Raw genomic sequence first — 23,016 nt, forward strand, 5'->3', positions numbered from 1 at the left:
GAACAATGGAAGGAATTTTTGCAGCTTACGTCTTGCCCGCGCTTATCATAGCGCTGAAGTCGGTCGTTCTGCTCGTCGTATTGCTGATCGTCGTCGCTTACCTGCTTTACGCGGATCGCAAGATCTGGGCAGCGGTACAGCTTCGTCGCGGCCCGAACGTTGTCGGTCCTTGGGGTCTGTTCCAGGCCTTCGCCGACTTGTTGAAGTTCGTCTTCAAGGAACCGATCATCCCGTCTGGCGCAAACAAGGGTGTCTTCCTCCTTGCGCCTTTCGTTTCCGCCGTTCTGGCAATGGCGACCTGGGCGGTCATTCCGGTCAATGAAGGCTGGGCGGTTGCCAATATCAATGTCGGCATGCTCTATATCTTCGCCATTTCTTCGCTCGAAGTTTACGGCGTGATCATGGGCGGCTGGGCGTCGAACTCGAAATATCCGTTCCTCGGCGCGCTGCGTTCTGCCGCGCAGATGGTGTCTTACGAAGTCTCCATCGGCTTTGTGATCGTGACGGTGCTTCTGACGGCCGGTTCGCTGAACCTGACCGATATCGTTCTGTCGCAGAACACCGGCCTTGGCACGATGCTTGGCCTGCCGGGTTCGTTCCTCGACTGGAACTGGCTCTGCCTGTTCCCGATGTTCGTGATCTTCTTCATCTCGGCTCTGGCTGAAACCAACCGTCCGCCATTCGACCTTGTTGAAGCGGAATCGGAACTCGTGGCCGGTCACATGATCGAATATTCGTCCACGCCGTTCCTTCTGTTCTTCCTCGGCGAATATGTGGCGATCACGCTGATGTGCGCCCTGATGACGATCCTGTTCCTTGGCGGCTGGCTGCCTCCGGTGGATATCGCGGTCCTCAACTGGGTTCCGGGCATCATCTGGTTCATGCTGAAGCTCTGCTTCTGCTTCTTCCTCTTCGCAATGGTGAAGGCTTTCGTTCCGCGTTATCGCTACGACCAGCTGATGCGCCTTGGCTGGAAAGTGTTCCTGCCGATCTCGCTCTTCATGGTTGTCGCAACCGCGACCTTCCTCAAAGTCTTCGGTCTGGCGTAAGGAGTAAAACTCATGGCTTCATTCGCTCAAGCGGCCAAATCGCTCCTGCTCAAGGAATTCGTCGGCGCGTTCTTTCTCTCCATGCGCCAGTTCTTCGCGCCCAAGGCGACGTTGAACTACCCGCATGAAAAAGGCCCTGTTTCCCCGCGTTTTCGCGGTGAACATGCGCTGCGCCGTTATCCCAACGGCGAAGAACGCTGCATCGCCTGCAAGCTTTGCGAAGCGATCTGCCCGGCGCAGGCCATCACCATCGAGGCCGGTCCGCGCCGCAACGACGGCACCCGCCGCACGGTGCGTTACGACATCGACATGGTGAAGTGCATCTATTGCGGTTTCTGCCAGGAAGCATGTCCGGTGGATGCCATCGTGGAAGGTCCGAATTTCGAATTCGCGACCGAAACCCGCGAAGAACTCTACTATGACAAGGAAAAGCTCCTTGCCAATGGCGACCGCTGGGAACGCGAAATCGCGCGCAATATCGCGATGGATGCGCCTTATCGCTGATTGGTTTGGAGCATTTCCGGCAAAAGCGCGAAGCGGTTTTGCTTGGGACAATGCGATAAAGGGTTTAGGCATCGGTTTTTGGAAATCTTTTGAAAACCGATGCTTGAACATGATTTTGAATAAAGCGGGCGAAGCAATAGGGCTTTGCTCACGGAAAGGTGTTGGGGGAACCCCATGCTGACAGGTATTGCGGCAGCGTTTTTCTATCTGTTCGCCTTCATCATGATCGCATCCGCGTTCATGGTGATCGCGGCACGCAACCCCGTGCATTCGGTGCTGTTTCTGATCCTCACATTCTTCAACGCGGCGGCGCTGTTCCTGCTGACGGGGGCCGAGTTCCTCGCCATGATCCTGCTCGTCGTTTATGTCGGTGCTGTGGCGGTTCTCTTCCTCTTCGTCGTCATGATGCTGGATGTGGATTTCTCCGAACTGAAGCGCGGCGCGCTGCAATATGCGCCGGTCGGCGCTCTGGTCGGGCTGATCCTGCTGGGCGAGCTGATCTTCGTGTTCGCAAGCCGCATGTTCACGCCGAAGCTGGGGCAGGGCGCTGTGCCGATCCCGAATGTAGCCGAGCGGACCAACACCGCTGCTCTGGGCGACATTCTCTACACCGACTTCGTTTTCTACTTCCAGGTTGCTGGTCTCGTCCTTCTGGTCGCGATGATCGGCGCCATCGTTCTGACGCTGCGGCACAAGCCGAATGTCAAGCGCCAGTCCATTCCGACCCAGGTTGCTCGCACGCCCGAAACGGCGATCGAGATCAAGAAGGTCGAAACGGGCAAAGGCATCTGAGGATAAGCATATGGAAATCGGTATCGCCCACTATCTGACCGTTTCGGCCATCCTGTTCACGCTTGGCGTCTTCGGCATCTTCCTGAACCGCAAGAACGTCATCGTCATCCTGATGTCGATCGAATTGATCCTTCTTTCGGTCAATCTCAACTTCGTGGCGTTCTCCAGCCAGCTCGGCGACATGGTCGGGCAGGTCTTCGCCCTTTTCGTTCTGACCGTCGCGGCTGCTGAAGCGGCCATCGGTCTGGCAATTCTCGTTGTTTTCTTCCGTAATCGCGGCTCCATCGCGGTGGAAGACGTCAATGTTATGAAAGGTTGACGGGCAAATGCTCTACTACGCGATCGTCTTCCTTCCGCTTCTCGGCTTCCTGATTGCCGGTCTCTTCGGCAATCAGATCGGAGCCAAGGCGAGCGAATACATCACTTCCGGTTTCATGGTCATCGTCGCGATCCTGTCATGGGTCGTGTTCTTCCAGATACCGCTCGGCCACGACGCGGAAACCGTCCGCATCCCGGTCCTGCACTGGGTAAGCTCGGGCGCGCTTTCGTTCGATTGGGCGTTGCGCATCGATACGCTCACCGGCGTCATGCTGGTGGTGGTGAACTCGGTGTCGGCTCTCGTGCATATCTACTCCATTGGATATATGCACCACGATCCGCATCGTCCGCGCTTCTTTGCCTATCTGTCGCTCTTCACCTTCGCCATGCTCATGCTGGTCACGTCGGACAATCTGGTCCAGATGTTCTTCGGCTGGGAAGGCGTGGGTCTGGCTTCGTACCTCCTGATCGGTTTCTGGTTCCAGAAGCCTTCGGCCAATGCTGCCGCCATGAAGGCTTTCGTCGTCAACCGCGTTGGTGACTTCGGCTTCCTGCTCGGCATCTTCGGCGTGTTCGCGCTGTTCCAGTCGGTCGACTACAACACGATCTTCGCAGCAGCCGCCAACTATCTGCCGGCTGAAGGCGCTGCCGATGCCAACCAGGTCGTTTTGAACTTCCTGGGCTATCAGCTCGACAAGCAGGGCGCGATCACGATCACCTGCCTGCTGCTCTTCATGGGCGCGATGGGCAAGTCGGCGCAGTTCCTGCTGCACACCTGGCTGCCGGACGCCATGGAAGGCCCGACCCCGGTTTCGGCTCTCATTCACGCCGCCACCATGGTTACCGCGGGCGTGTTCATGGTCGCCCGCATGTCGCCGATCTTCGAACTGTCGCAGACCGCACTTCTGGTCGTGACCATCATCGGCGCGACGACCGCCTTCTTCGCGGCAACGGTCGCCCTCGTGCAGAACGACATCAAGCGCGTCATCGCCTATTCGACCTGTTCGCAGCTCGGCTACATGTTTGCGGCACTCGGCGTCGGCGCTTATGGCGCGGCTGTGTTCCACCTGTTCACGCACGCTTTCTTCAAGGCGCTTCTGTTCCTTTGCGCCGGTTCGGTCATCCATGCCGTATCGGAAGAGCAGGACATGCGCCGCATGGGCGGCCTGCGCAAGCTGATCCCCATCACCTACTGGATGATGGTCATCGGTACGGTCGCCATTACCGGCCTCGGCATTCCGGGCACGGTTATCGGCACCGCCGGTTTCTTCTCCAAGGATGCGATCATCGAATCCGTCTTCGCTTCGCACAGTGCTGCCAGCGGCTACGCTTCGACGCTTCTCATCATCGCCGCGCTCTTCACGAGCTTCTATTCATGGCGCCTGATTTTCATGACCTTCCACGGCAAGCCGCGCGCTTCGGCGGAAGTCATGCATCACGTCCATGAATCGCCTGCCGTCATGTTCGTTCCGCTGCTGATCCTCGGCGTCGGCGCGCTCTTTGCCGGTGTGCTGTTCAAGGAACTCTTCTTCGGCCACGAATATGCCGAGTTCTGGAAGGGCGCGCTGTTCACCTCGGCTGCCAACCAGATCCTTGAGGAATATCACCACGTTCCTCTGTGGGTTAAGCTGTCGCCGTTCATCTCGATGGTTCTCGGCTTCATCGTCGCCTGGATCTTCTACATCCGTTCGCCGGAAACGCCGAAGGAGCTGGCCGCCCGTCATCGTGGTCTCTACCAGTTCCTCCTCAACAAGTGGTACTTCGACGAGCTGTACGATTTCCTCTTCGTGCGTCCGGCTCGCTGGCTTGGCCGCGTGTTCTGGAAGGGTGGCGACGGCTGGCTTATTGACGGCTTCGGCCCGGATGGCGTCTCGGCCCGCGTGCTCGACGTTACCAACCGCGTCGTCAAGATGCAGTCCGGATACCTTTATCACTACGCATTCGCGATGCTGATCGGCGTCGCCGCGCTCGTCACTTGGATGATGCTCGGGAGCTCTTTCTGATGACCGACTGGCCAATTCTCTCAACGGTCACGTTTCTGCCGCTCGTCGGCGCGTTACTGATCCTTCTGATCAAGGACGACAGCGAGGCTTCGCGTCGCAATATCCGCAACGTCGCGCTGCTGACGACGATATTCGTCTTCATCCTGTCGCTCGTCGTCTGGGCAGGGTTCGATAATTCGAACGCCGGCTTCCAGATGGTCGAGCAGGTCGACTGGATGGGCGGCGGCATCAGCTACCACATGGGCGTGGACGGTATTTCCGTCCTGTTCGTGGTGCTGTCGGCTTTCCTCATGCCCTTCTGCATTCTGGCAAGCTGGGTGTCGGTGGAAAAGCGCGTCAAGGAATACATGATCGCGTTCCTCATTCTGGAAACGCTGATGATCGGCGTGTTCTGCGCGCTCGACCTGTTCCTGTTCTACGTGTTCTTCGAAGCAAGCCTTATCCCGATGTTCATCATCATCGGCGTGTGGGGCGGCAAGCGTCGCGTCTATGCAAGCCTGAAGTTCTTCCTCTACACGCTTCTGGGCTCGGTGCTGATGCTCATCGCCATCATGGCCATGTACTGGCAGGCTGGCACGATGAACATCGTCGAGCTTTTGAAGTACGACTTCCCGGCCGGTATGCAGACATGGCTATGGCTTGCCTTCTTCGCGTCCTTCGCGGTGAAGATGCCGATGTGGCCGGTCCACACCTGGTTGCCGGATGCGCACGTTGAAGCACCGACGGCGGGCTCGGTCATTCTGGCCGGTATCCTCCTGAAGCTCGGCGGCTATGGTTTCATCCGCTTCTCGCTGCCGATGTTCCCGCTGGCTTCCGCTGATTTCGCGCCGTTCATCTTCGCGCTGTCGGTCATCGCCATCATCTACACCTCGCTCGTCGCGATGGTGCAGGAAGACATGAAGAAGCTGATCGCCTATTCGTCGGTTGCGCACATGGCCTATGTGACCATGGGTATTTTCGCAGCCAATGAGCAGGGTATCCAGGGCGCCATCTTCCAGATGCTGTCGCATGGTATCGTGTCAGGCGCGCTCTTCCTTTGCGTCGGCGTGATCTATGACCGCATGCATACCCGTGAAATCGCGGCCTTTGGCGGTCTGGTGAACAACATGCCGAAATATGCGGTGGCCTTCCTCATCTTCACGATGGCGAATGTCGGCCTGCCGGGTACTTCGGGCTTCATCGGCGAGTTCCTGACGCTGTTCGGCGTGTTCCGGGTCAATACCTGGGTGGCGCTGTTCGCAACCACGGGCGTCATCCTCTCGGCGGCCTATGCGCTCTGGCTCTATCGTCAGGTGATCTTCGGCGCGCTGACCAAGGAAAGCCTGAAGGCGCTCCTCGACCTCAGCCCGCGTGAGAAGCTCATTCTCTATCCGCTTGTGGCGCTTACCATCTTCTTCGGCGTCTATCCGACCCCGGTCTTCGATGTGACCGCCGGTGCCGTGAACGCCCTGGTCCAACATTACGACGCAGCACTCGCGAGCACCGCGAGCGCCGTGCCGGCACAGTAAGAAATAAAGGCGTAGGTCATGCAGACTGATCTGATAGCTCATCTGACCCTTGCAGCACCGGAGGTTCTCCTTGCTGTGGGCGCCTTGGCACTGCTCATGATTGGCGTGTTCTCCGGCGAACGGGCGACCACGCTCGTCAACGGATTATCCGTCGCGGTGCTTATTGCGGCGCTGGCACTGGTCATCCTTTTCCCGACGAACGGCGCCGCATTCGGCGGAGCCATCGTCAATGACGGTTTCAGCCGCTTCATGAAAGTGCTGACGCTGATCGGCTCCATCGTGACGCTGATCATGTCGGTCGGTTTCGCCAAGGCGGAAAAGTTCGACAAGTTCGAATTCCCGGTCCTGATCGTGATTTCCACGCTCGGCATGCTGCTGATGGTTTCCGCCTCCAACATGCTGTCGCTCTATCTCGGCCTCGAACTGCAATCGCTGGCGCTCTATGTTCTGGCAGCGTTCAACCGCGATAGCGTCCGCTCGACGGAAGCCGGCCTGAAATATTTCGTCCTTGGCTCGCTGTCCTCGGGCATGCTGCTTTACGGCATTTCGCTCGTCTATGGTTACACCGGCCATATCGGCTTTGCCGAAATCGCGCAGGCCGTCTCCGGCGGACAGCGCGAACTGGGCCTGGTGTTCGGTCTGGTCTTCATTCTGGCCGGTCTGGCATTCAAGATTTCCGCCGTTCCGTTCCATATGTGGACGCCGGACGTCTATGAAGGCGCACCGACCCCGGTAACGGCATTCTTCGCCGCCGCGCCGAAGATGGCCGCCATGGCGCTCATCATCCGCGTCGTCTCGGAAGCCTTTGCCCCGGTCACCCATGACTGGCAACAGGTCGTGATCTTCATCGCGCTTGCCTCGATGATCCTCGGTGCCTTTGCCGCTATCGGCCAGCGCAACATCAAGCGCCTGATGGCTTATTCCTCGATCAGCCATATGGGCTACGCGCTCGTTGGTCTGGCCGCTGGAACGGTGATCGGCGTGAAGGGCGTGATGATCTACATGGCGATCTACCTTGCCATGACGCTCGGCACTTTCGCGTTCATCCTCGCAATGCGCACCAAGGACGGCAATGTCGAGAACATCGACGATCTGGCCGGTCTGTCCCGCACCAATCCGGTGCTGGCAACGATCATGACCATCTTCCTGTTCTCGCTCGCTGGCATCCCGCCGCTCGCTGGCTTCTTCGGCAAGTGGTACACCTTCCTTGCCGCTGTGCAGGCTGGTCTCCTGCCGCTCGCCATCATCGGTATCGTGGCTTCGGTCGTGGGCGCGTTCTACTACCTGCGCATGATCAAGATCATGTGGTTCGATGAGCCGACGGGCGGTTTCGTGCCGGTCGCGGGCGAGCTTCGCCTCGTCCTCGGCGTAACGGGTGCCTTCGTGCTGTTCTACGTCTTTATTGCTGGCCCGATCGGCGGTTTTGCCGAAGCCGCAGCCAAGACGTTCTTCTGACCAATGCACAAGGCGGAAGCATAGATGAGTTTTACGCTTTCGCCTGTTGCGAAAAATGAGGGCTACCGTCTCGAAAGCTTCGAGACGGTAGGTTCCACCAATGCGGTTGCTCTGGAACGGGCAGCCGCGGGTGATCCGGGCAAGCTGTGGCTTGTTTCGAAGAGGCAGGAAAGCGGCCGCGGAAGAAGGGGCCGTGCCTGGTCCACGCCGGAAGGCAATCTTGCCTCCACGCTTCTCCTTGTTGAATCCTATGAAATGAAGACGGCGGCAACGCTCGGGTTTGTCGCGGGCCTGTCGCTCGCCGATGCGCTTGACGCGGTATTCGCGGCAACCGGGCCCGCCGTGCCGCCGACAATCGGCCTCAAATGGCCGAATGACGTTTTGGTCAACGGCGCCAAACTGTCGGGCATCCTGCTCGAATCCTCCATTCTGGCGACGAACCTGTTCGCCGTTGCCATCGGCATCGGGACCAATGTGGTCGCGTTTCCGGATGACTTGCCTTATCCGGCAACCTCCCTGCGTGCGCTTGGCAGCAGATGCGATGCAGAGACCTTGTTCGCTGCCCTGTCGGATGCATGGTCCGTCAATTATCGCGTCTGGAACGAGGGGCGCGGCCTTGATGATATTCGCAAGCGCTGGCTGCAGCGCGCCCATGGCCTGGGCCAGGATGTCACCATGCAGGTTGAAGGGCGCATCATCGAAGGGCGTTTTGATACGATCGACGAGGCATGCCGTTTTGTTATTCGCGAAGATGATGGCTCGCGGGTTGCGGTAACGGCTGGCGATGTCTATTTCGGGACTGCTGCTACAATACGCAAATAATTGCTTTGTTTTGTCTTGCCAGGGTTGCAACAGGACAACTTTAGGTCCAGTTGATGCGGCAAGACCGCTCGATAGTCATAGAGGAAATTTCATGGCCCGATCCAATACTACGGAACTCGTCTTTCTGCCGCTTGGCGGCGTGGGCGAAATCGGCATGAATTTGGCCATGTACGGCTTCGGCCCCGCGGATAATCGCGAGTGGCTGGTCGTGGATATGGGGGTCAGCTTCGCCGGGCCGGAACAGCCGGGCGCCGATCTCATCCTTCCGGATATCCGCTATCTCGAAGCTGAAAAGCACAATCTGCGCGGCATCGTCATCACCCATGCGCATGAAGACCATTTTGGCGCGCTGCTCGACCTGTGGCCGCGCCTCAAGGTTCCGGTCTATGCGACGCCGTTTACGGCTGGCCTGCTGGAAGCCAAGCGCCAGTCCGAATTTGGCGCGCCTGATATTCCGATCACGATCTACAAGGCTGGCGAAAAGTTTGAAGTCGGGCCTTTCAAAGTCGAAGCGGTTGCCGTCACGCACTCGATCCCAGAGCCGGTTTCGCTCGCCATTACGACGCCGCTCGGTACGGTCGTGCACACGGGCGACTGGAAGATGGACCCGGAACCGTCGCTGGGGCCGGTTATCGATGAGGCGCGTTTCCGCGCCATTGGCGATGCGGGCGTGCTGGCGCTGATCTGCGACTCCACAAATGCGCTGCGCGAAGGGGAATCGCCTTCGGAGCGTCAGGTGGGTGATAGCCTGCGTGAACTGATTGAAAATGCGCGTGGCCGTGTCGCGATTACGACCTTCTCTTCCAATGTCGGTCGTATCCGCTCGATTACCGAGGCGGCGCGTGACGCTGGCCGTCAGGTGCTGGTGGTCGGGCGTTCAATGAAGCGTGCCATCTCCGTTGCGACCGAGCTTGGCTATATGGAAGGCCTGCCGGAATATCTCAGCGAAGAGGATTACGGCTATATTCCGCGCGAAAATGTGGTGATGATCCTGACCGGCAGCCAGGGCGAGCCGCGAGCCGCACTCGCCAAGCTGGCGCGTGATGAAATGCGCAGCCTTGCTCTTACGGCAGGCGACACGGTCATCTACTCATCGCGTGCCATTCCGGGCAATGAGAAGGCCATTCTCGACATCAAGAACCGCCTGATCGATCGCGGCATCAAGATCATCGGCGATGAGGATGCACTGGTGCATGTGTCCGGCCATCCGCGCCGCAGCGAATTGCGCCGCATGTATTCGTGGGTTCGCCCGCAGATTCTGGTGCCGGTGCATGGCGAGGCTGCTCACCTTGTTGCGCAAGGATCGCTTGGCGCGATGGAAGGCATCGAGCAGGTCGCGCAGGTGCGTGACGGCGACATGCTGCGTCTGGCGCCCGGCAAGGCCGAAATCATCGATGAAGCGCCGGTAGGCCGCATCTACAAGGACGGCAAGCTGATCGGCGACGAGGAAGAAATCGGCATGGTCGAGCGCCGCAAGCTTGCCTATGTCGGCCACGTGGCCGTTTCGGTGCTGCTGGACCGTGAACACAAGATCATCGATGAGCCTGACCTCGTGACTTTCGGCGTGCCGGAAGAAAACGCCGTGGGCGACCTGATGGAAGACATTCTGCTGGATGCGGCCATTGAGGCAATCGACAGCATTCCGCGCGTTCGCCGCAAGGATATCGAGCTGGTGCGCGAGTCCGTGCGCCGTGCCGTTCGCGCTGCGGCAAATGACGCATGGGGCAAAAAGCCGGTGGTGACCGTGTTCGTGAATAGGATACGCTGAGCCGCAGCGGATAACAGCAAGGGAGGTGCTGATGCTCGAACGCTTGAACCATGTGGCGATTGCCGTTCCGGATATTGATGCCGCAGCCGCGCTTTATCGCGGCAAGCTCGGTGCCAAGGTTACCGAGCCGCAGGCGCTGCCTGAACATGGCGTGACCGTGGTTTTCATCGACGTCGGCAACACCAAGATCGAATTGCTGGAGCCGTTGGGCGAGGGGTCGCCCATTGCGGCCTTTCTGGAAAAGAACCCGTCCGGCGGCATGCATCATCTGTGCTACGAGGTTGCCGACATCATCGCCGCGCGCGACAGGCTTAAGGCGGAGGGCGCGCGCATCCTCGGTGACGGAGAACCGAAGACCGGCGCGCATGGCAAGCCGGTCCTGTTCCTTCATCCCAAGGATTTCAATGGTACGCTGATCGAGCTTGAAGAGGTGTAATCATGTCTCTGATTTCTGGCATCGCGATCTACTTCATCATCTGGTGGACAACGCTTTTCGCGCTGCTGCCGGTTGGCCTGCGCACGCAGGCCGAAGAAAATGAAGTGACTTTGGGCACGGTGGCAAGCGCTCCCGCCAAGCCACGCATCGGACGCGCCTTCCTGCGGACGACGGCGGTCGCAACGCTCATTTTCGGGCTCTATTATTATCTGACGCAGGTCAGCGGTTTCGGCCTCGACGATATCCCGCATTTCTTCCCCGACCTGACGTGACCTGACCCGCTATCGCGACACGCATTTGGAGGCTGCTTAAAAATTAGGCAGCCTCTTTTTTGTATAAAGAAAAGTGGACTGCTCTACCAAAAGTTGTGCCCAATAAGAGGCATGGAGCGTAACCTATTGAATCTGCGGGAGGCTGCAACCTGCCGTCATTTGTGACGTCGAGGCAGTTTTCCAAGGAGTTTTGGGTGAATAAATCGATTTATACTTAAGTGAAATTTAATACTTGGATGCGCAGAGGGCGCTGCGATAAATCCCACAAAATCAATGTGTTATTCGAGCATAAAAAACAGCGGAACTGCGGAGAGGAGGGCCATTCTGCAAGTGCAAAAAAAAAGCAAGGCTTTCGCCTTGCTAATCAAATACGCGTTCGATCCGTTTCCATTTGACTGGCGGCTGCGAAAGTCGCGCCTGGATCCATCCTCCCAAGACTTTGACCGCGTGAAACCAACGGTTTTATTCCGTTGTTGCTCTTATGCTGAAAAAAATAGCGAACTGCACAGCTTTTGTCACGAAAAATCTTCTATGGCGTCATAATTCTTTCGCAAATTTTCGCGAAGGACCGTGATATATCTGTAATATATTGAATTTGAATGTGAATCTGGATGCCCTGTTTCGCGCGGACCGTTCATTCGGCAGGCGATCATGGCTGTGGATGGGGAAATCCGCTGCCGCGAAAGCTTTTCCAGGCGGGTTTCCAACCGATCTAGAACCCGGTAAGAAACCGACGAATATGCTTAATTTTTGCCTGATTCTTGAAGCATTCAGGCAGTCCCTCTTGATTGGTGGTTACGATGCGTCTGTCGCGGTATTTTTTGCCTATTCTGAAGGAAAACCCCAAGGAGGCGGAAATCGTCTCCCACAGGCTGATGCTGCGTTCGGGCATGATCCGTCAACAGTCGGCCGGCATTTACGCCTGGCTGCCGATCGGCCTGAAGGTGCTGAACAAGGTCTGCGACATCATTCGTGAAGAGCAGAACCGCGCCGGCGCCAATGAAATCCTGATGCCGACCATCCAGTCTGCCGACCTGTGGCGCGAAAGCGGCCGCTATGACGCCTATGGCAAGGAAATGCTGCGCATCCAGGACCGCCAGGAGCGTGAAATGCTCTTTGGCCCGACCAACGAGGAAATGGTCACGGATATTTTCCGCTCCTATGTGCGCTCCTACAAGGACCTGCCGCTCAATCTCTACCACATCCAGTGGAAGTTCCGCGATGAAGTGCGCCCGCGTTTCGGCGTCATGCGCTCGCGCGAATTTCTGATGAAGGACGCCTATTCGTTCGACCTAGATTATGAGGGCGCGAAAATGGCGTACTACCGCATGTTCGTGTCTTATCTGCGCACCTTTGCCCGCGTCGGCTTGCAGGCGATCCCGATGCGCGCCGATACCGGCCCGATTGGCGGCGATCTTTCCCACGAATTCATCATTCTGGCGGAAACCGGCGAAAGCCAGGTTTTCTGCGACAAGGCCTATCTCGATCTGGCCGTGCCGGGCGCGGACACCGATTTCCGCAACGATGCGCAGCTGACCGACATCGTCCAGCGCTGGACGACGCCTTATGCGGCGACAGACGAAATGCACGACGAGGCCGACTGGGCCAAGGTGAAGCCTGAAAATCAGGTTTCCGCGCGCGGCATCGAAGTCGGCCACATCTTCCATTTCGGCACCAAATATTCCGAACCGATGGGCGCGAAAGTGCAGGGCCCGGACGGCAAGGAACATCTGGTATCCATGGGTTCCTACGGCATCGGCCCGTCGCGCCTTGTCGCGGCCGCCATTGAAGCCTTCCACGACGATGCAGGCATTATCTGGCCGAAGGCCATCGCGCCGTTCGGTGCCGGTATCGTCAACATGAAGCCGGGCGATGAAGGTTGTGACGCCGTGAGCGAAAAGCTCTACGAGGCGCTGACCAATGCAGGCGTCGATCCGCTGCTCGACGACACCGATGACCGTCCGGGCGCGAAGTTCGCCACGATGGACCTGATCGGCCTGCCGACGCAGGTGATCGTCGGCCCGCGCGGCGTTGCCGCCGGTGAAGTCGAAATCAAGGATCGCAAGACCGGCGAACGCCAGAACCTGAGCGTTGAAGCCGCAATCAATCTCTTGACGGCAGAAGCATGAGCAACGCGGCGGCAGCAAAATCCGGGGACAAGGCAAAGGTGGCCCAAAAGGCTCCGAAGTCGGGTCCATTCTCGGCCTATGAGCGGATGATCGCCTGGCGATATCTGCGTGCGCGCCGCCGCGAGACTTTCATCTCGGTCATTGCCGGGTTTTCCTTCACCGGCATCATGCTGGGCGTGGCGACCCTCATCATCGTCATGGCGGTGATGAACGGCTTCCGCGCCGAGCTTCTTTCGCGCATTCTCGGCATCAACGGCCATCTCATCATGCAGCCGATTGACCGTCCGCTGGACGATTATGCCGATCTCATCAAGCGGATCGACGGCATTTCCGGCATCAAGTTCGCCATTCCCGTGGTGGAAGGGCAGGCGCTTGTGCAGGGCAATATCGGCGCTGGCAACGGCGCGCTGATCCGGGGCTTGCGTGAGGAAGATCTCGAAAAGCTCAAGCTCGTTTCCAGCAATATTCGCCAGGGCACGCTCCAGGGCTTCGATCAGGCGGGCGGGGTCGCCATCGGCACCCGCATGGCGGAAAATCTCGGCCTTTCCATCGGCGATACGCTGCGCGTGATCTCGCCCGATGGCGATGTGACCCCCTTCGGCGTCAATCCGCGCGTGAAGGCCTATCCGATTGTCGCCATCTTCGAGATCGGCATGTCGGAATATGACGCGTCGATTGTCATGATGCCGCTTTCCGAGGCGCAGCTTTTCTTCAATCAGGAAGGCAAGGTGCAATCGCTTGAAATCTTTGTCGATAATCCCGACAAGGTGGATGCGATGCGCGCGCCTGTGGAAGAGGCGGCAGGACGCCAGCTCTCGCTCGTCGACTGGCGCCAGCGCAACCAGACTTTCTTCTCGGCGCTGGAAGTCGAGCGCAATGTCATGTTCATGATCCTGACGCTGATCGTGCTCGTGGCGGCGCTCAACATCATTTCCGGCCTCATCATGCTGGTGAAGGACAAGGGGCATGACATTGCGATCCTGCGCACCATGGGGGCAACCCGCGGCGCGGTGATGCGCATATTCCTGATGACGGGCGCTGCCATCGGCGTCACCGGCACGGTGGCGGGTGTGGTTCTGGGCGTCGTCGTGTGCCTCAATGTCGAGCGCATCCGCGAGTTTTTCTCGTGGCTCTCCGGCACCACGCTTTTCAATCCGGAACTCTATTTCCTGAGCCAACTGCCTGCGAAAATGGACCCGGGCGAGACGATTTCCGTCATCGTCATGGCTCTGGTGCTTTCGTTCATCGCCACCATTTTCCCGGCCTGGCGCGCTGCCAAGCTCGATCCTGTCGAAGCATTGAGGTACGAATAATGGCGGCTGAAATCATCATGCGGCTGCAACGGGTCGGCCGCGCCTATAAGGAAGCCGACCGTGAACTGGTGATCCTCAAGGATGCCGATTTCACGCTTCGTCGCGGCGAGATGGTTGCGCTTGTCGCGCCATCGGGCGCGGGCAAGTCAACCTTGCTGCACACCGCTGGCCTTCTGGAACGTCCCGATGAGGGAGAGGTTTTCCTTGACGGGCGCTCCTGCAGCAAGCTTTCCGACGATGAGCGGACGGCGGTGCGCCGCAACGACATCGGCTTCGTCTATCAGTTCCATCACCTCCTGCCGGAATTTTCCGCGCTGGAAAACGTGATGATGCCGCAAATGATCCGCGGATTGTCGAAGAAGCAGGCAGCGGAGCGCGCACAGCAGCTTCTTGAATATATGAAGATCGGCAAGCGTGCCTCGCATCGCCCGTCGGAACTTTCCGGCGGCGAGCAGCAGCGTGTCGCCATTGCCCGTGCCGTCGCCAATGCGCCGCTCGTTCTTCTGGCGGACGAACCGACCGGCAACCTCGACCCGACGACATCCTCTTATGTCTTCGGTGCCCTGGAAGCGCTCGTGCGCCAGTCGGGACTTGCTGCCCTCATCGCCACCCACAATCACGAACTGGCTGGCCGCATGGACCGGCGCGTGACGCTGAAGGACGGCAAGGTCGTCGACCTCTAATATTTCCAGATTACCTTAGCACCTCATCCTGAGAAGCCGCCGCAGGCGGCGTCACGAAGGGCGAGGTGCGGTTTCCGCTATCAGCGCGTTCCGGCCTGATCGACGCTCCGGCCATTTGCTCTAGTTGCTCTGGGTTGAATGTACTCAGGGCAGATGCGGTCCGCTGAATTGCATTTCTATATTGGGGCATCGCGTTGCGCCCGAGCGCGGCCCAGCGCCTCATCCTGAGAAGCCGCCGCAGGCGGCGTCTCGAAGGGCGAGGTGCCGCTCCGCCTGAACAGGCCTCGTTCAAAGCCCGGCAGCACCACCATCCCCCTGTTCTTCCGTGGCCCGGCCTGCGGTTGTGTATTCACTATTCGTAAACCCTAAAATGAATGCCGTTGCTAAACGGGTGTTGACTTTGGAACAAAAATAGAACAAAAAATAAACATACGTGAACACAGAGGAGTTTCTCACATGACCGATCTCGTCCACGACGTTCTGTCTTTCATTTCGGTAAGCCTGTTCATTGCAACCTTCGCCATCTGGGTGAGCGCGATTTGAAGGAAATAGAGCATGTCTCCCAAAGGCGGGAACCGGTTTTGGGGAAAAGGACATGCGTAAAAAGATAGGGCATTTCCGGTGATTTCGGAAAAACTGGAAGTGCTTTGGCGGGTTCCTGTGAACCCGCGCCAGGGCGGCGATAGTCTTACTGGACATCGCCACATCATTCCCCGAAACTGATGCTTTCAGGCGACAGAGTCGCCAGCCGTGATGAATCACAAATGTGGTTCATGCTTGAAGCAATGTGCTATCACGCGGCTACTGTATCGGCTCGAAGATCGAAATCGATTTTCGGAAAGTCCGTTGCATGGATTTGGAGCGCCGGATGTATGTCCATCCGGGCGGCTCGGCAGATGATCGGGGTCGATGGAATGAGTGATGCAGCAGCAGCCAGCGCAGCAAATGACGGTGCTTTGACGCCACGTTTCGTGCATCTGCGTGTACACTCGGCCTATTCCTTGCTGGAGGGCGCATTGCCGCTCGGCAAGATCATCAAACAGGCGATTGCCGATGAGGCACCGGCTATCGCAGTCACCGACACCAACAATCTGTTCGGTGCGCTTGAATTTGCGCAGAAGGCATCGAAGGACGGGCTGCAACCCATCATCGGTTGTCAGGTCGATGTTGCCTTCGGCGACCACAATGATAATGGCCGCAGCGTCAATCGCCGGGTTGCGCTGGACCTTGCCCCGATCGTGCTGCTCGCGGCAACGGAAGAGGGCTATGCGAACATCGTGCGGCTCGTCAGTCGCGCGTTTCTGGAAACACCGGCAGGTGATCCGGTGCATATTGAGGCCAGCTGGCTGCCGCCATTGGCGAAAGATGTCATCGTGCTTTCCGGCGGCGCACTGGGACCGATCGGCCGGGCTTTTGCCGCCGACCGTCCCGACAGGGCGGAGGCGCGGCTGGCTTTCCTGCGGGAAGCCTTCGGCGACAGGCTCTATGTCGAATTGCAGCGTCAGGCAGGCTACGACCGTGCGCTGGAAGCAAAGACGGTGGCGCTTGCCTATGAGATGGACCTGCCTCTGGTGGCCACCAATGAGGCGTTCTTTCTCAAGGCGGAAGATTTCGAGGCCCATGATGCGCTTCTCGCCATTGCGGAAGGCCAGATTCTCTCAAATGATGATCGCCGCCGCCTGACGCCGGATCATCATCTGAAAAGCCGTGCGGAAATGGCGGCGCTCTTTGCCGATCTGCCGGAAGCGCTCGAAAACACGGTGGAGATTGCCCAGCGCTGCAGCTGGTACACGCAGACGCGCAAGCCGATCCTGCCGCGCTTCACGGGCGAATCGGACGATCCGGAAGCGGCCGTTCAGGCCGAGGCTGACGAACTGGCGCGGCAGGCGCGCGAAGGCTTGAAGATGCGCCTCGAAACGGCGGGCCTCGCGGAAGGCTATACGGCGGAGCAATATGCCGAGCGTCTCGAATACGAGATCGGCATCATCACCCGCATGAAGTTCCCCGGCTACTTCCTGATCGTTGCCGACTTCATCAAATGGGCCAAGGCCCATGGCATTCCGGTCGGACCGGGCCGTGGTTCGGGTGCCGGTTCGCTCGTCGCCTATGCGCTGACGATTACCGACGTCGATCCGCTGCGTTTCTCCCTGCTTTTCGAACGCTTCCTGAACCCGGACCGCGTTTCGATGCCCGACTTCGATATCGATTTCTGTCAGGATCGCCGCGAAGAGGTGATCCGCTATGTGCAGGAAAAATACGGGCGCGATCAGGTTGCGCAGATCATCACTTTCGGAACCTTGCAGGCCCGCGCCGTGCTGCGCGATGTGGGGCGCGTTCTGGAAATGCCTTACGGTCAGGTCGACCGTCTCTGCAAGCTGGTGCCGCAGAACCCGGCCAATCCTGTGTCGCTGGCGCAGGCAATCGACACCGAACCGAAGATCAACGAGGAGCGCGAGAAGGAGCCGGTCGTCGGGCGGCTTCTCGATATGGCGCTCAAGCTTGAGGGGCTTTACCGCCACGCCTCGACCCACGCCGCCGGTATCGTGATCGGTGACCGTCCGTTGTCGGAACTGGTACCCATGTATCGCGATCCGCGATCCGACATGCCGGTCACCCAGTTCAACATGAAATGGGTCGAGCAGGCGGGACTGGTCAAGTTCGACTTTCTCGGCCTCAAGACGCTGACCGTTCTGGAAACGGCGGTCAAGCTGGTGGCGCGCAAGGGCATCGAGATCGACCTGTCCCATGTGCCGCTCGATGATCCGCTCACTTATGAAATGCTGTCGCGCGGCGAAACGGTCGGCGTGTTCCAGGTTGAAAGTGCTGGTATGCGCAAGGCGCTGCTCGGCATGCGCCCGGACCGGATTGAGGACATTATTGCGCTTGTCGCACTTTATCGTCCCGGCCCGATGGAGAATATCCCGACCTATAATGCGCGCAAGAACGGCGAGGAGGAGATTGCCTCCATTCACCCGAAGATCGATCACCTGATCAAGGAAACGCAAGGCGTTATCGTCTATCAGGAACAGGTGATGCAGATCGCGCAGGTGCTGTCCGGCTATTCGCTCGGTGAAGCTGACCTTCTGCGCCGCGCCATGGGCAAGAAGATCCGCGAGGAGATGGACAAGCAGCGCGTCCGTTTTGTGGATGGCGCGATTGAAGGCGGCGTCGACAAGGCGCAGGCCAACATGATCTTCGACCTGCTGGCCAAGTTCGCCGACTACGGCTTCAACAAGTCGCACGCCGCCGCTTATGCCATCGTCTCTTACCAGACAGCCTATATGAAGGCGCATTATCCGGTCGAGTTCCTCGCTGCGTCGATGACCTACGATATGTCGAACACTGACAAGCTCAACGATTTCCGCCGCGAGGCGAACCGTCTGGGCATTGAGGTCGTGCCGCCATCGGTGATGACTTCCTTCCGTCCGTTCGAGGTTGGCGAGAAAAAGATTTTCTACTCGCTCGCCGCCATCAAGGGCGTCGGCGAAGCGGCTGTCGATCATATTGTCGAGGTGCGGGCCGAAAAGCCTTTCGAAAGCCTTGAGGATTTCTGCGAGCGGGTCGATCCGCGCATCGTCAACCGGCGGGTGCTGGAAAGCCTCATCAATGCCGGCGCGATGGATTGCTTCGGTCGCGAGCGCCCGGCCATGAGTGCGGGCATGGACCGCATCATGGGCTTTGCCCAGCGCACGCAGGAAAATGCCGCAAGCGGCCAGTCCGATATTTTCGGCCTGTCCGGCGCGCCCAAGGAAAAGCTTATCCTGCCGCAGGCAGCACCCTGGCTGCCATCGGAAATGCTGCATCGCGAGTTTCAGGCGGTCGGCTTCTATCTGTCGGCGCATCCGCTTGATGAATATCGCGACGTGCTGAACCGTATGCGCGTTCAAAGCTGGGCGGATTTCTCCGCCGCCGTCAAGCGCGGCGCCAATGCCGGGCGTCTGGCAGGCACCGTGACAGCGCGGCAGGAACGCAAGACCCGCACCGGCAACAAGATGGGTATTGTGTCATTGTCGGACGCCAGCGGCCAGTTCGAGGCGGTGCTGTTTTCAGAAGGCCTGGCGCAATATCGCGATCTGCTGGAAAGCGGCAAGTCGGTGGTGATCACGGTTCAGGCGGAAAACCGTCCCGAAGGCATTGGCTTGCGCATCCAGACGGTGCAGTCGCTCGAAGATGAGGCCTGCCGGATGCAAAAGGCGATGCGGCTTTATCTGCGCTCGGCCGATGCGGTCCGCCATATCGCGCCGCATTTCAACACGCGCGGCGACGGGCAGGTGAGTCTCATCGTCATCAAGGATAACGGCCAGCGGGAAGTCGAGATCGAGCTGCCGCATCGCTATCGCGTCAGTCCGCAGATCGCCAGCGCCATGAAATCCATTCAGGGCGTCGTGGACGTGGAGTTGGTTTGAAATAATTAAGGCAAAACGGGGGCGGGCCCGTTTTGCGGTCTGCTTGCGCGAAAAACCGGTGGCGATGGAGCTTTTTCACCACCGATTTTGCGGCGAACGCCTGTCAAAAACATGGCGTTTTTGTGATTGCCGTCAATAGGCGGCTGTGAAGCGCTTGCGGATATGCTGGCCTTTTTCTGCCTCGTCGAGAATGGCGACGGCCAGATCAGCGACCGAAATCTTGCTTTCGCCCTTGTCGTCGAACACTGGTTCGTCTCCGCCGAGACGATATTTTCCAGTGCGTTCACCCGGCTGGAGAATGATCGCTGGCGACACCAATGTCCATTCCAGCCCATCCTCGCCGCGCAGGTCTTCAAGTGCCTGACGCGCCCCGAGCGCACCTTCCTTCCATTCAGCAGGGAATTCGGGCGAGTCGACCAATTGCTTGCCGTTGATCGAAAGGCTGCCAGCGCCGCCAACCGCTATCAGGCGCTTGATGCCGGCTTTCTTGGTGGCTTCGGTGATGGAGCGGCTGCCATTGATGTGCTTTTCGCGGATATCCTTGTCGCCCCAGCCCGGATTGTAGGCCGAAATCACGATGTCGTGGCCTGCAAGCTGGCTTGCAAGCGCATCGGTGTCGAACACGTCAGCCTTCACTGCGGTAACATTGGCAAGCTTTTCAACTTTCTCGGGATGGCGAACCAGAGCGGTCACCTGATTGCCGCGTGCTGCGGCTTCCTTGAGAATTGCAGCGCCCACAAATCCCGTTGCGCCGATGAGTGCGATCTTGACCATGATATTCTCCTTCTCGCATTGAACGAATTAAGGTATGTTTCATAAGCAGGTTATTTCTGATAACCACATAAGTCATGCCGCAATGCTTGTGAAGAACGCACTTTTACATGGTCAGGATACATGGAAGTAACCGTGCCAAAGGCAAGGGCTCAGAGGAGGGAAGGAGCTTCCCAGTCTGTTTATAGCATTGTTTTAAAACGTATTTTCCGTATGCTGCCGCGCTTCTGGAAGGACGCCAGCGTCGACGGTGAAATGGAGGGCCGGTTTTTCCGGAGAAACAAGATGACCATACCGACACGTCCTGATGGCAAGACGCCTTTGCTCTCTGCGACGCCTGCCTTTGAAACCGGTGATGACGGTTCCTGCCCGATCCGCGAAGTGCTGGACCGGGTTGGCGACACCTGGAGCATCCTCGTCATTTTCAACCTTCAGGGTGGTTCCATGCGTTTCAATGCGCTGCGGCGCGCCATTGAAGGAATCTCGCAGCGCATGCTGACGGTCACGCTGCGGTCGCTGGAGCGGGATGGCCTTGTGTCGCGGCATGTGCGTCCGACATCCCCGCCGGAAGTGGAATATTCGCTGACCGAACTGGGGCATTCTCTGGCTGTTCCCATCGACGTGCTGGGTCAGTGGGCCGTCAGAAACCGCGCAGCCCTTCGCGTTGCGCGTTCACGTTTTGACGGAAACGGCGATTAATCCGGAACCGGCCCCCTCCATATGCGTTCATCCTGTCGAAACAGGGAGAAGGCCAATGCCCGCAAAATCACAGGCCCAACAGAAAGCAGCTGGCGCAGCCCTTGCCGCCAAGCGCGGTGAAATGAAGAAGAGCGAACTCTTTGGTGCGTCGAAACAAATGTATGAATCGATGACCGAAAAGGAACTGGAAGAATTCGCGGAGACCAGACGCAAAGGCTTGCCGCAGCACAAGGAAAGCGGAAAGAAGCATTGAATGAAATGGCGAGCGCCATCAGGCATTCGCCGCAATTGTTGTGTCTTACTTGCCCGCCGCGCTTGGAGCGAGTTCGATCGCCTTCAGCTTGCCGTCGGTAATGCCGCAGCGCAGCGTGATGCTGTCCCATTTCGCCGAAACGCCCTTGTTGCGCGCTCCGCCGGGAACCGAAATCACAGCGGAAACCTTACGCGGGTCGCTGGAACTGAATTTTGAAGACTTGTCATTGGTTTGAGCAGCAGAAATGTCGTCCTTGGTAAAGCCGAGGCGGTCATATTTCTTGCTTTTCTTCACATAATCATAGGCGCTCGCAATGCAGTCCGCGATCTGTGGGGCTGCCTGTTGATCCTTCACCAGAGTCTGGTAATTCGCCGTAAAATCCTTCGTTCTCTTCGGAACGGCGTCCGCATGAGCGGCGGCGGAAAAGCCAAGTGCGAAAATGACGGAAAATATGAGTTTGGTCGATTTCATGCCCATGTCCTTCTGGAAACCCGCCATTCACCGCGATTGGCAGGATTGAACCGATAATGGAAAGCAGCTTACAGGCGCAATTCTGATTTTTTTATGAAATTCCGATGCTTACGATAGCTCATTGGCAAATGCGTGCAAGACAGGATTTGCCATGGCACCCCTGATCGAGATGCATGTTGGTGCGATGGGCGGCATCGCCGTCTGGACCGATGACGGTCATGAAAAGCTTGCAACTTGCGCTGTGCACCGCACGCCAGAAAGCCTTTTCCTTGTCCGCGCCATTCCAGCCGCTTTCCAGCCGGGTTTTGCTGCCGTCTGAAAACGTAAACGACATGATGTCGAGCGCATTGGCGAAGGCGTGCTCGGAAACCCGCCCCGACGAAGCGCCGTTTACCTTCCGGCATTGATAATCCGAGCCGACGCCGATTTCGGTGATTTTTGAACCCGGACCGTAAACATCCTGCGCGGCCTTTGCGACCGCGGCGCTCCACTGCGCCAGCGTCACCGCCATCGCGCAATTCGTGGTCACCGCATTGGCGAATTTCAAAGGCTCCTCCTTGCCGATGGCGGTCAGGGACAAAGGGGAATGAACGCCGCATTGCTCGCCGTCCTTGATCGGAGGCAGGAGCTTGCCCTCGACTTCTCCGGAAATGAGCGCCGGGCAGGACACCTGATAGATTCGCTCGTCGCTTTCCGGCTTGGCTTCCTGCCGCTTTTCGTCTGTCTGCTTCGGATTGCCGGCCGGTTCTGAAGGTTTCGCCGGAAGATCCGGAGATGGAGGAGGAGCGGTGTGCGGTTGTTCCTGCGGTTTCGTATCCGGCTTTTCCTCGGGAACGGGTGTGGTTTCCGGTTCCGGTTTATTCTTTCCCGGTTCCTCCGGGCGCGGCGCGGGGATTGGCACGGGCAGGGCGATGCCGGGTTCCGCTTCAGCCTTTGGTGTGGGTCTTGCTGTTTGTTGCTTTGCGGCGGATTTCCTTTGTGTGTGCCTCGCCGCCGGGCGTTTGCGATGTGGCTTTGCCTTCTGTGCGTCCTGTTTGAGAATGCGTTCGATGAAGGTCTGCGCCTGCGCCTCGCCGGTAAAAGTGCCGGATAAAGACGGTATCGTAACGAGCCCAAGCGCGATCAGAGCGGTAAATGCATCCTTGCCGGACGGAAGCAAAAACAGAGCCATTGAAGCCTCATGAGTAGAAGTTCAGTCAGGGCTAATGATGAAACAGGGAATGGCGTTCCTTCACGCTTGATGGCAGGGCGTAGCAAATGGTAGGAAACACGTGCCGAACACCGGTTTTTCCGGCTTTTTCAACCCTGCGTGCTTGACAAGACAATAGCTGCATGACTAAAAGCCGCCCATCGCTGGCGCGTAT

General features: G+C 58.3%; 21 protein-coding genes. 17 read left to right on the forward strand and 4 right to left on the reverse strand.

What is annotated here, in order from left to right; translation table 11 throughout:
- Window positions 1–5: 5 nt before the first annotated feature.
- From nuoH to AC0TNJ_RS03045, 14 genes are all read left to right on the forward strand, one after another.
- A complete protein-coding gene (nuoH, locus tag AC0TNJ_RS02980) occupies window positions 6–1,049 on the forward strand; it encodes an NADH-quinone oxidoreductase subunit NuoH (protein WP_473767601.1) in 1,044 nt (347 codons plus the stop codon).
- 12 nt (window positions 1,050–1,061) lie between these two features.
- Window positions 1,062–1,553, forward strand: a complete 492-nt coding sequence (nuoI, locus tag AC0TNJ_RS02985) for an NADH-quinone oxidoreductase subunit NuoI (RefSeq protein WP_006466596.1) — start codon at window positions 1,062–1,064, stop codon at window positions 1,551–1,553.
- A 174-nt stretch (window positions 1,554–1,727) separates the two neighbouring features.
- Complete coding sequence (locus AC0TNJ_RS02990) at window positions 1,728–2,345, forward strand: NADH-quinone oxidoreductase subunit J (protein WP_122000115.1); 618 nt, start codon at window positions 1,728–1,730, stop codon at window positions 2,343–2,345.
- Window positions 2,346–2,355: 10 nt separating this feature from the next.
- Window positions 2,356–2,664, forward strand: a complete 309-nt coding sequence (nuoK, locus tag AC0TNJ_RS02995) for an NADH-quinone oxidoreductase subunit NuoK (RefSeq protein ID WP_006466598.1) — start codon at window positions 2,356–2,358, stop codon at window positions 2,662–2,664.
- A 7-nt stretch (window positions 2,665–2,671) separates the two neighbouring features.
- Entirely contained in the window at window positions 2,672–4,666 is a 1,995-nt protein-coding gene (gene nuoL, locus AC0TNJ_RS03000) for an NADH-quinone oxidoreductase subunit L (RefSeq protein WP_122000116.1), read from the forward strand.
- Window positions 4,666–6,174, forward strand: coding sequence for an NADH-quinone oxidoreductase subunit M (locus tag AC0TNJ_RS03005; protein ID WP_122000117.1), 1,509 nt, complete (start codon window positions 4,666–4,668; stop codon window positions 6,172–6,174). The genes nuoL and AC0TNJ_RS03005 overlap by 1 nt, the downstream gene beginning before the upstream one ends.
- Before the next feature lie 18 nt (window positions 6,175–6,192).
- Window positions 6,193–7,629 (forward strand): NADH-quinone oxidoreductase subunit NuoN, encoded by a 1,437-nt coding sequence (gene nuoN, locus AC0TNJ_RS03010; protein WP_122000118.1) that lies wholly within the window; start codon window positions 6,193–6,195, stop codon window positions 7,627–7,629.
- 24 nt (window positions 7,630–7,653) lie between these two features.
- Window positions 7,654–8,451: a biotin--[acetyl-CoA-carboxylase] ligase gene (locus AC0TNJ_RS03015; RefSeq protein ID WP_473770185.1), complete on the forward strand. Its 798-nt coding sequence runs from the start codon at window positions 7,654–7,656 to the stop codon at window positions 8,449–8,451.
- Window positions 8,452–8,542: 91 nt separating this feature from the next.
- Window positions 8,543–10,219 (forward strand): ribonuclease J, encoded by a 1,677-nt coding sequence (locus AC0TNJ_RS03020; RefSeq protein WP_122000120.1) that lies wholly within the window; start codon window positions 8,543–8,545, stop codon window positions 10,217–10,219.
- A 31-nt stretch (window positions 10,220–10,250) separates the two neighbouring features.
- Window positions 10,251–10,655 carry a methylmalonyl-CoA epimerase gene (gene mce, locus AC0TNJ_RS03025; RefSeq protein ID WP_006471802.1) on the forward strand — a complete coding sequence of 135 codons (405 nt, stop codon included), beginning with the start codon at window positions 10,251–10,253 and terminating at the stop codon, window positions 10,653–10,655.
- Window positions 10,656–10,657: 2 nt separating this feature from the next.
- The gene (locus AC0TNJ_RS03030; protein ID WP_473767599.1) at window positions 10,658–10,927 is read left to right on the forward strand and encodes a DUF1467 family protein; all 270 of its coding nucleotides are present in this window, start codon (window positions 10,658–10,660) and stop codon (window positions 10,925–10,927) included.
- An 800-nt stretch (window positions 10,928–11,727) separates the two neighbouring features.
- On the forward strand, window positions 11,728–13,056 hold the full coding sequence (proS, locus tag AC0TNJ_RS03035) for a proline--tRNA ligase (RefSeq protein WP_473770186.1): 1,329 nt from the start codon (window positions 11,728–11,730) through the stop codon (window positions 13,054–13,056).
- Complete coding sequence (locus tag AC0TNJ_RS03040) at window positions 13,053–14,369, forward strand: lipoprotein-releasing ABC transporter permease subunit (protein WP_473770187.1); 1,317 nt, start codon at window positions 13,053–13,055, stop codon at window positions 14,367–14,369. The genes proS and AC0TNJ_RS03040 overlap by 4 nt, the downstream gene beginning before the upstream one ends.
- Window positions 14,369–15,052 (forward strand): ABC transporter ATP-binding protein, encoded by a 684-nt coding sequence (locus AC0TNJ_RS03045; RefSeq protein ID WP_006466608.1) that lies wholly within the window; start codon window positions 14,369–14,371, stop codon window positions 15,050–15,052. The genes AC0TNJ_RS03040 and AC0TNJ_RS03045 overlap by 1 nt, the downstream gene beginning before the upstream one ends.
- Window positions 15,053–15,340: 288 nt before the next feature.
- Here the strand turns inward: AC0TNJ_RS03045 and AC0TNJ_RS03050 are convergent, their stop codons facing one another.
- Window positions 15,341–15,751, reverse strand: a complete 411-nt coding sequence (locus AC0TNJ_RS03050) for a hypothetical protein (protein WP_473770188.1) — start codon at window positions 15,749–15,751, stop codon at window positions 15,341–15,343.
- Between the two features lie 215 nt (window positions 15,752–15,966).
- Between AC0TNJ_RS03050 and dnaE the strand changes: the two genes are divergently transcribed.
- Window positions 15,967–19,458, forward strand: a complete 3,492-nt coding sequence (gene dnaE / locus AC0TNJ_RS03055; RefSeq protein WP_473767595.1) for a DNA polymerase III subunit alpha — start codon at window positions 15,967–15,969, stop codon at window positions 19,456–19,458.
- A 132-nt stretch (window positions 19,459–19,590) separates the two neighbouring features.
- Here the strand turns inward: dnaE and AC0TNJ_RS03060 are convergent, their stop codons facing one another.
- Window positions 19,591–20,232 carry an NAD(P)-dependent oxidoreductase gene (locus tag AC0TNJ_RS03060; RefSeq protein WP_473770189.1) on the reverse strand — a complete coding sequence of 214 codons (642 nt, stop codon included), beginning with the start codon at window positions 20,230–20,232 and terminating at the stop codon, window positions 19,591–19,593.
- Between the two features lie 282 nt (window positions 20,233–20,514).
- Between AC0TNJ_RS03060 and AC0TNJ_RS03065 the strand changes: the two genes are divergently transcribed.
- Window positions 20,515–20,928 carry a winged helix-turn-helix transcriptional regulator gene (locus tag AC0TNJ_RS03065; protein ID WP_473770190.1) on the forward strand — a complete coding sequence of 138 codons (414 nt, stop codon included), beginning with the start codon at window positions 20,515–20,517 and terminating at the stop codon, window positions 20,926–20,928.
- 55 nt (window positions 20,929–20,983) lie between these two features.
- Complete coding sequence (locus AC0TNJ_RS03070) at window positions 20,984–21,181, forward strand: DUF3008 family protein (RefSeq protein WP_122000127.1); 198 nt, start codon at window positions 20,984–20,986, stop codon at window positions 21,179–21,181.
- Between the two features lie 45 nt (window positions 21,182–21,226).
- Here AC0TNJ_RS03070 and bspC read toward each other — a convergent pair whose 3' ends face one another.
- The gene (gene bspC / locus AC0TNJ_RS03075; protein ID WP_473770191.1) at window positions 21,227–21,652 is read right to left on the reverse strand and encodes a type IV secretion system effector BspC; all 426 of its coding nucleotides are present in this window, start codon (window positions 21,650–21,652) and stop codon (window positions 21,227–21,229) included.
- A 118-nt stretch (window positions 21,653–21,770) separates the two neighbouring features.
- On the reverse strand, window positions 21,771–22,823 hold the full coding sequence (locus AC0TNJ_RS03080; protein ID WP_473770192.1) for an extensin-like domain-containing protein: 1,053 nt from the start codon (window positions 22,821–22,823) through the stop codon (window positions 21,771–21,773).
- Between the last annotated feature and the right edge of the window lie 193 nt (window positions 22,824–23,016).

Source organism: Ochrobactrum sp. PL_is483, from assembly GCF_055816855.1.

Bases quoted from the DNA above. Each gene is read 5' to 3' on its own strand.
- nuoH (WP_473767601.1), top strand. From the start codon at position 6: ATGGAAGGAATTTTTGCAGCTTACGTCTTGCCCGCGCTTATCATAGCG.
- nuoI (WP_006466596.1), top strand. From the start codon at position 1,062: ATGGCTTCATTCGCTCAAGCGGCCAAATCGCTCCTGCTCAAGGAATTC.
- AC0TNJ_RS02990 (WP_122000115.1), top strand. From the start codon at position 1,728: ATGCTGACAGGTATTGCGGCAGCGTTTTTCTATCTGTTCGCCTTCATC.
- nuoK (WP_006466598.1), top strand. From the start codon at position 2,356: ATGGAAATCGGTATCGCCCACTATCTGACCGTTTCGGCCATCCTGTTC.
- nuoL (WP_122000116.1), top strand. From the start codon at position 2,672: ATGCTCTACTACGCGATCGTCTTCCTTCCGCTTCTCGGCTTCCTGATT.
- AC0TNJ_RS03005 (WP_122000117.1), top strand. From the start codon at position 4,666: ATGACCGACTGGCCAATTCTCTCAACGGTCACGTTTCTGCCGCTCGTC.
- nuoN (WP_122000118.1), top strand. From the start codon at position 6,193: ATGCAGACTGATCTGATAGCTCATCTGACCCTTGCAGCACCGGAGGTT.
- AC0TNJ_RS03015 (WP_473770185.1), top strand. From the start codon at position 7,654: ATGAGTTTTACGCTTTCGCCTGTTGCGAAAAATGAGGGCTACCGTCTC.
- AC0TNJ_RS03020 (WP_122000120.1), top strand. From the start codon at position 8,543: ATGGCCCGATCCAATACTACGGAACTCGTCTTTCTGCCGCTTGGCGGC.
- mce (WP_006471802.1), top strand. From the start codon at position 10,251: ATGCTCGAACGCTTGAACCATGTGGCGATTGCCGTTCCGGATATTGAT.
- AC0TNJ_RS03030 (WP_473767599.1), top strand. From the start codon at position 10,658: ATGTCTCTGATTTCTGGCATCGCGATCTACTTCATCATCTGGTGGACA.
- proS (WP_473770186.1), top strand. From the start codon at position 11,728: ATGCGTCTGTCGCGGTATTTTTTGCCTATTCTGAAGGAAAACCCCAAG.
- AC0TNJ_RS03040 (WP_473770187.1), top strand. From the start codon at position 13,053: ATGAGCAACGCGGCGGCAGCAAAATCCGGGGACAAGGCAAAGGTGGCC.
- AC0TNJ_RS03045 (WP_006466608.1), top strand. From the start codon at position 14,369: ATGGCGGCTGAAATCATCATGCGGCTGCAACGGGTCGGCCGCGCCTAT.
- AC0TNJ_RS03050 (WP_473770188.1), bottom strand. From the start codon at position 15,751: ATGTCCAGTAAGACTATCGCCGCCCTGGCGCGGGTTCACAGGAACCCG.
- dnaE (WP_473767595.1), top strand. From the start codon at position 15,967: ATGAGTGATGCAGCAGCAGCCAGCGCAGCAAATGACGGTGCTTTGACG.
- AC0TNJ_RS03060 (WP_473770189.1), bottom strand. From the start codon at position 20,232: ATGGTCAAGATCGCACTCATCGGCGCAACGGGATTTGTGGGCGCTGCA.
- AC0TNJ_RS03065 (WP_473770190.1), top strand. From the start codon at position 20,515: ATGACCATACCGACACGTCCTGATGGCAAGACGCCTTTGCTCTCTGCG.
- AC0TNJ_RS03070 (WP_122000127.1), top strand. From the start codon at position 20,984: ATGCCCGCAAAATCACAGGCCCAACAGAAAGCAGCTGGCGCAGCCCTT.
- bspC (WP_473770191.1), bottom strand. From the start codon at position 21,652: ATGAAATCGACCAAACTCATATTTTCCGTCATTTTCGCACTTGGCTTT.
- AC0TNJ_RS03080 (WP_473770192.1), bottom strand. From the start codon at position 22,823: ATGGCTCTGTTTTTGCTTCCGTCCGGCAAGGATGCATTTACCGCTCTG.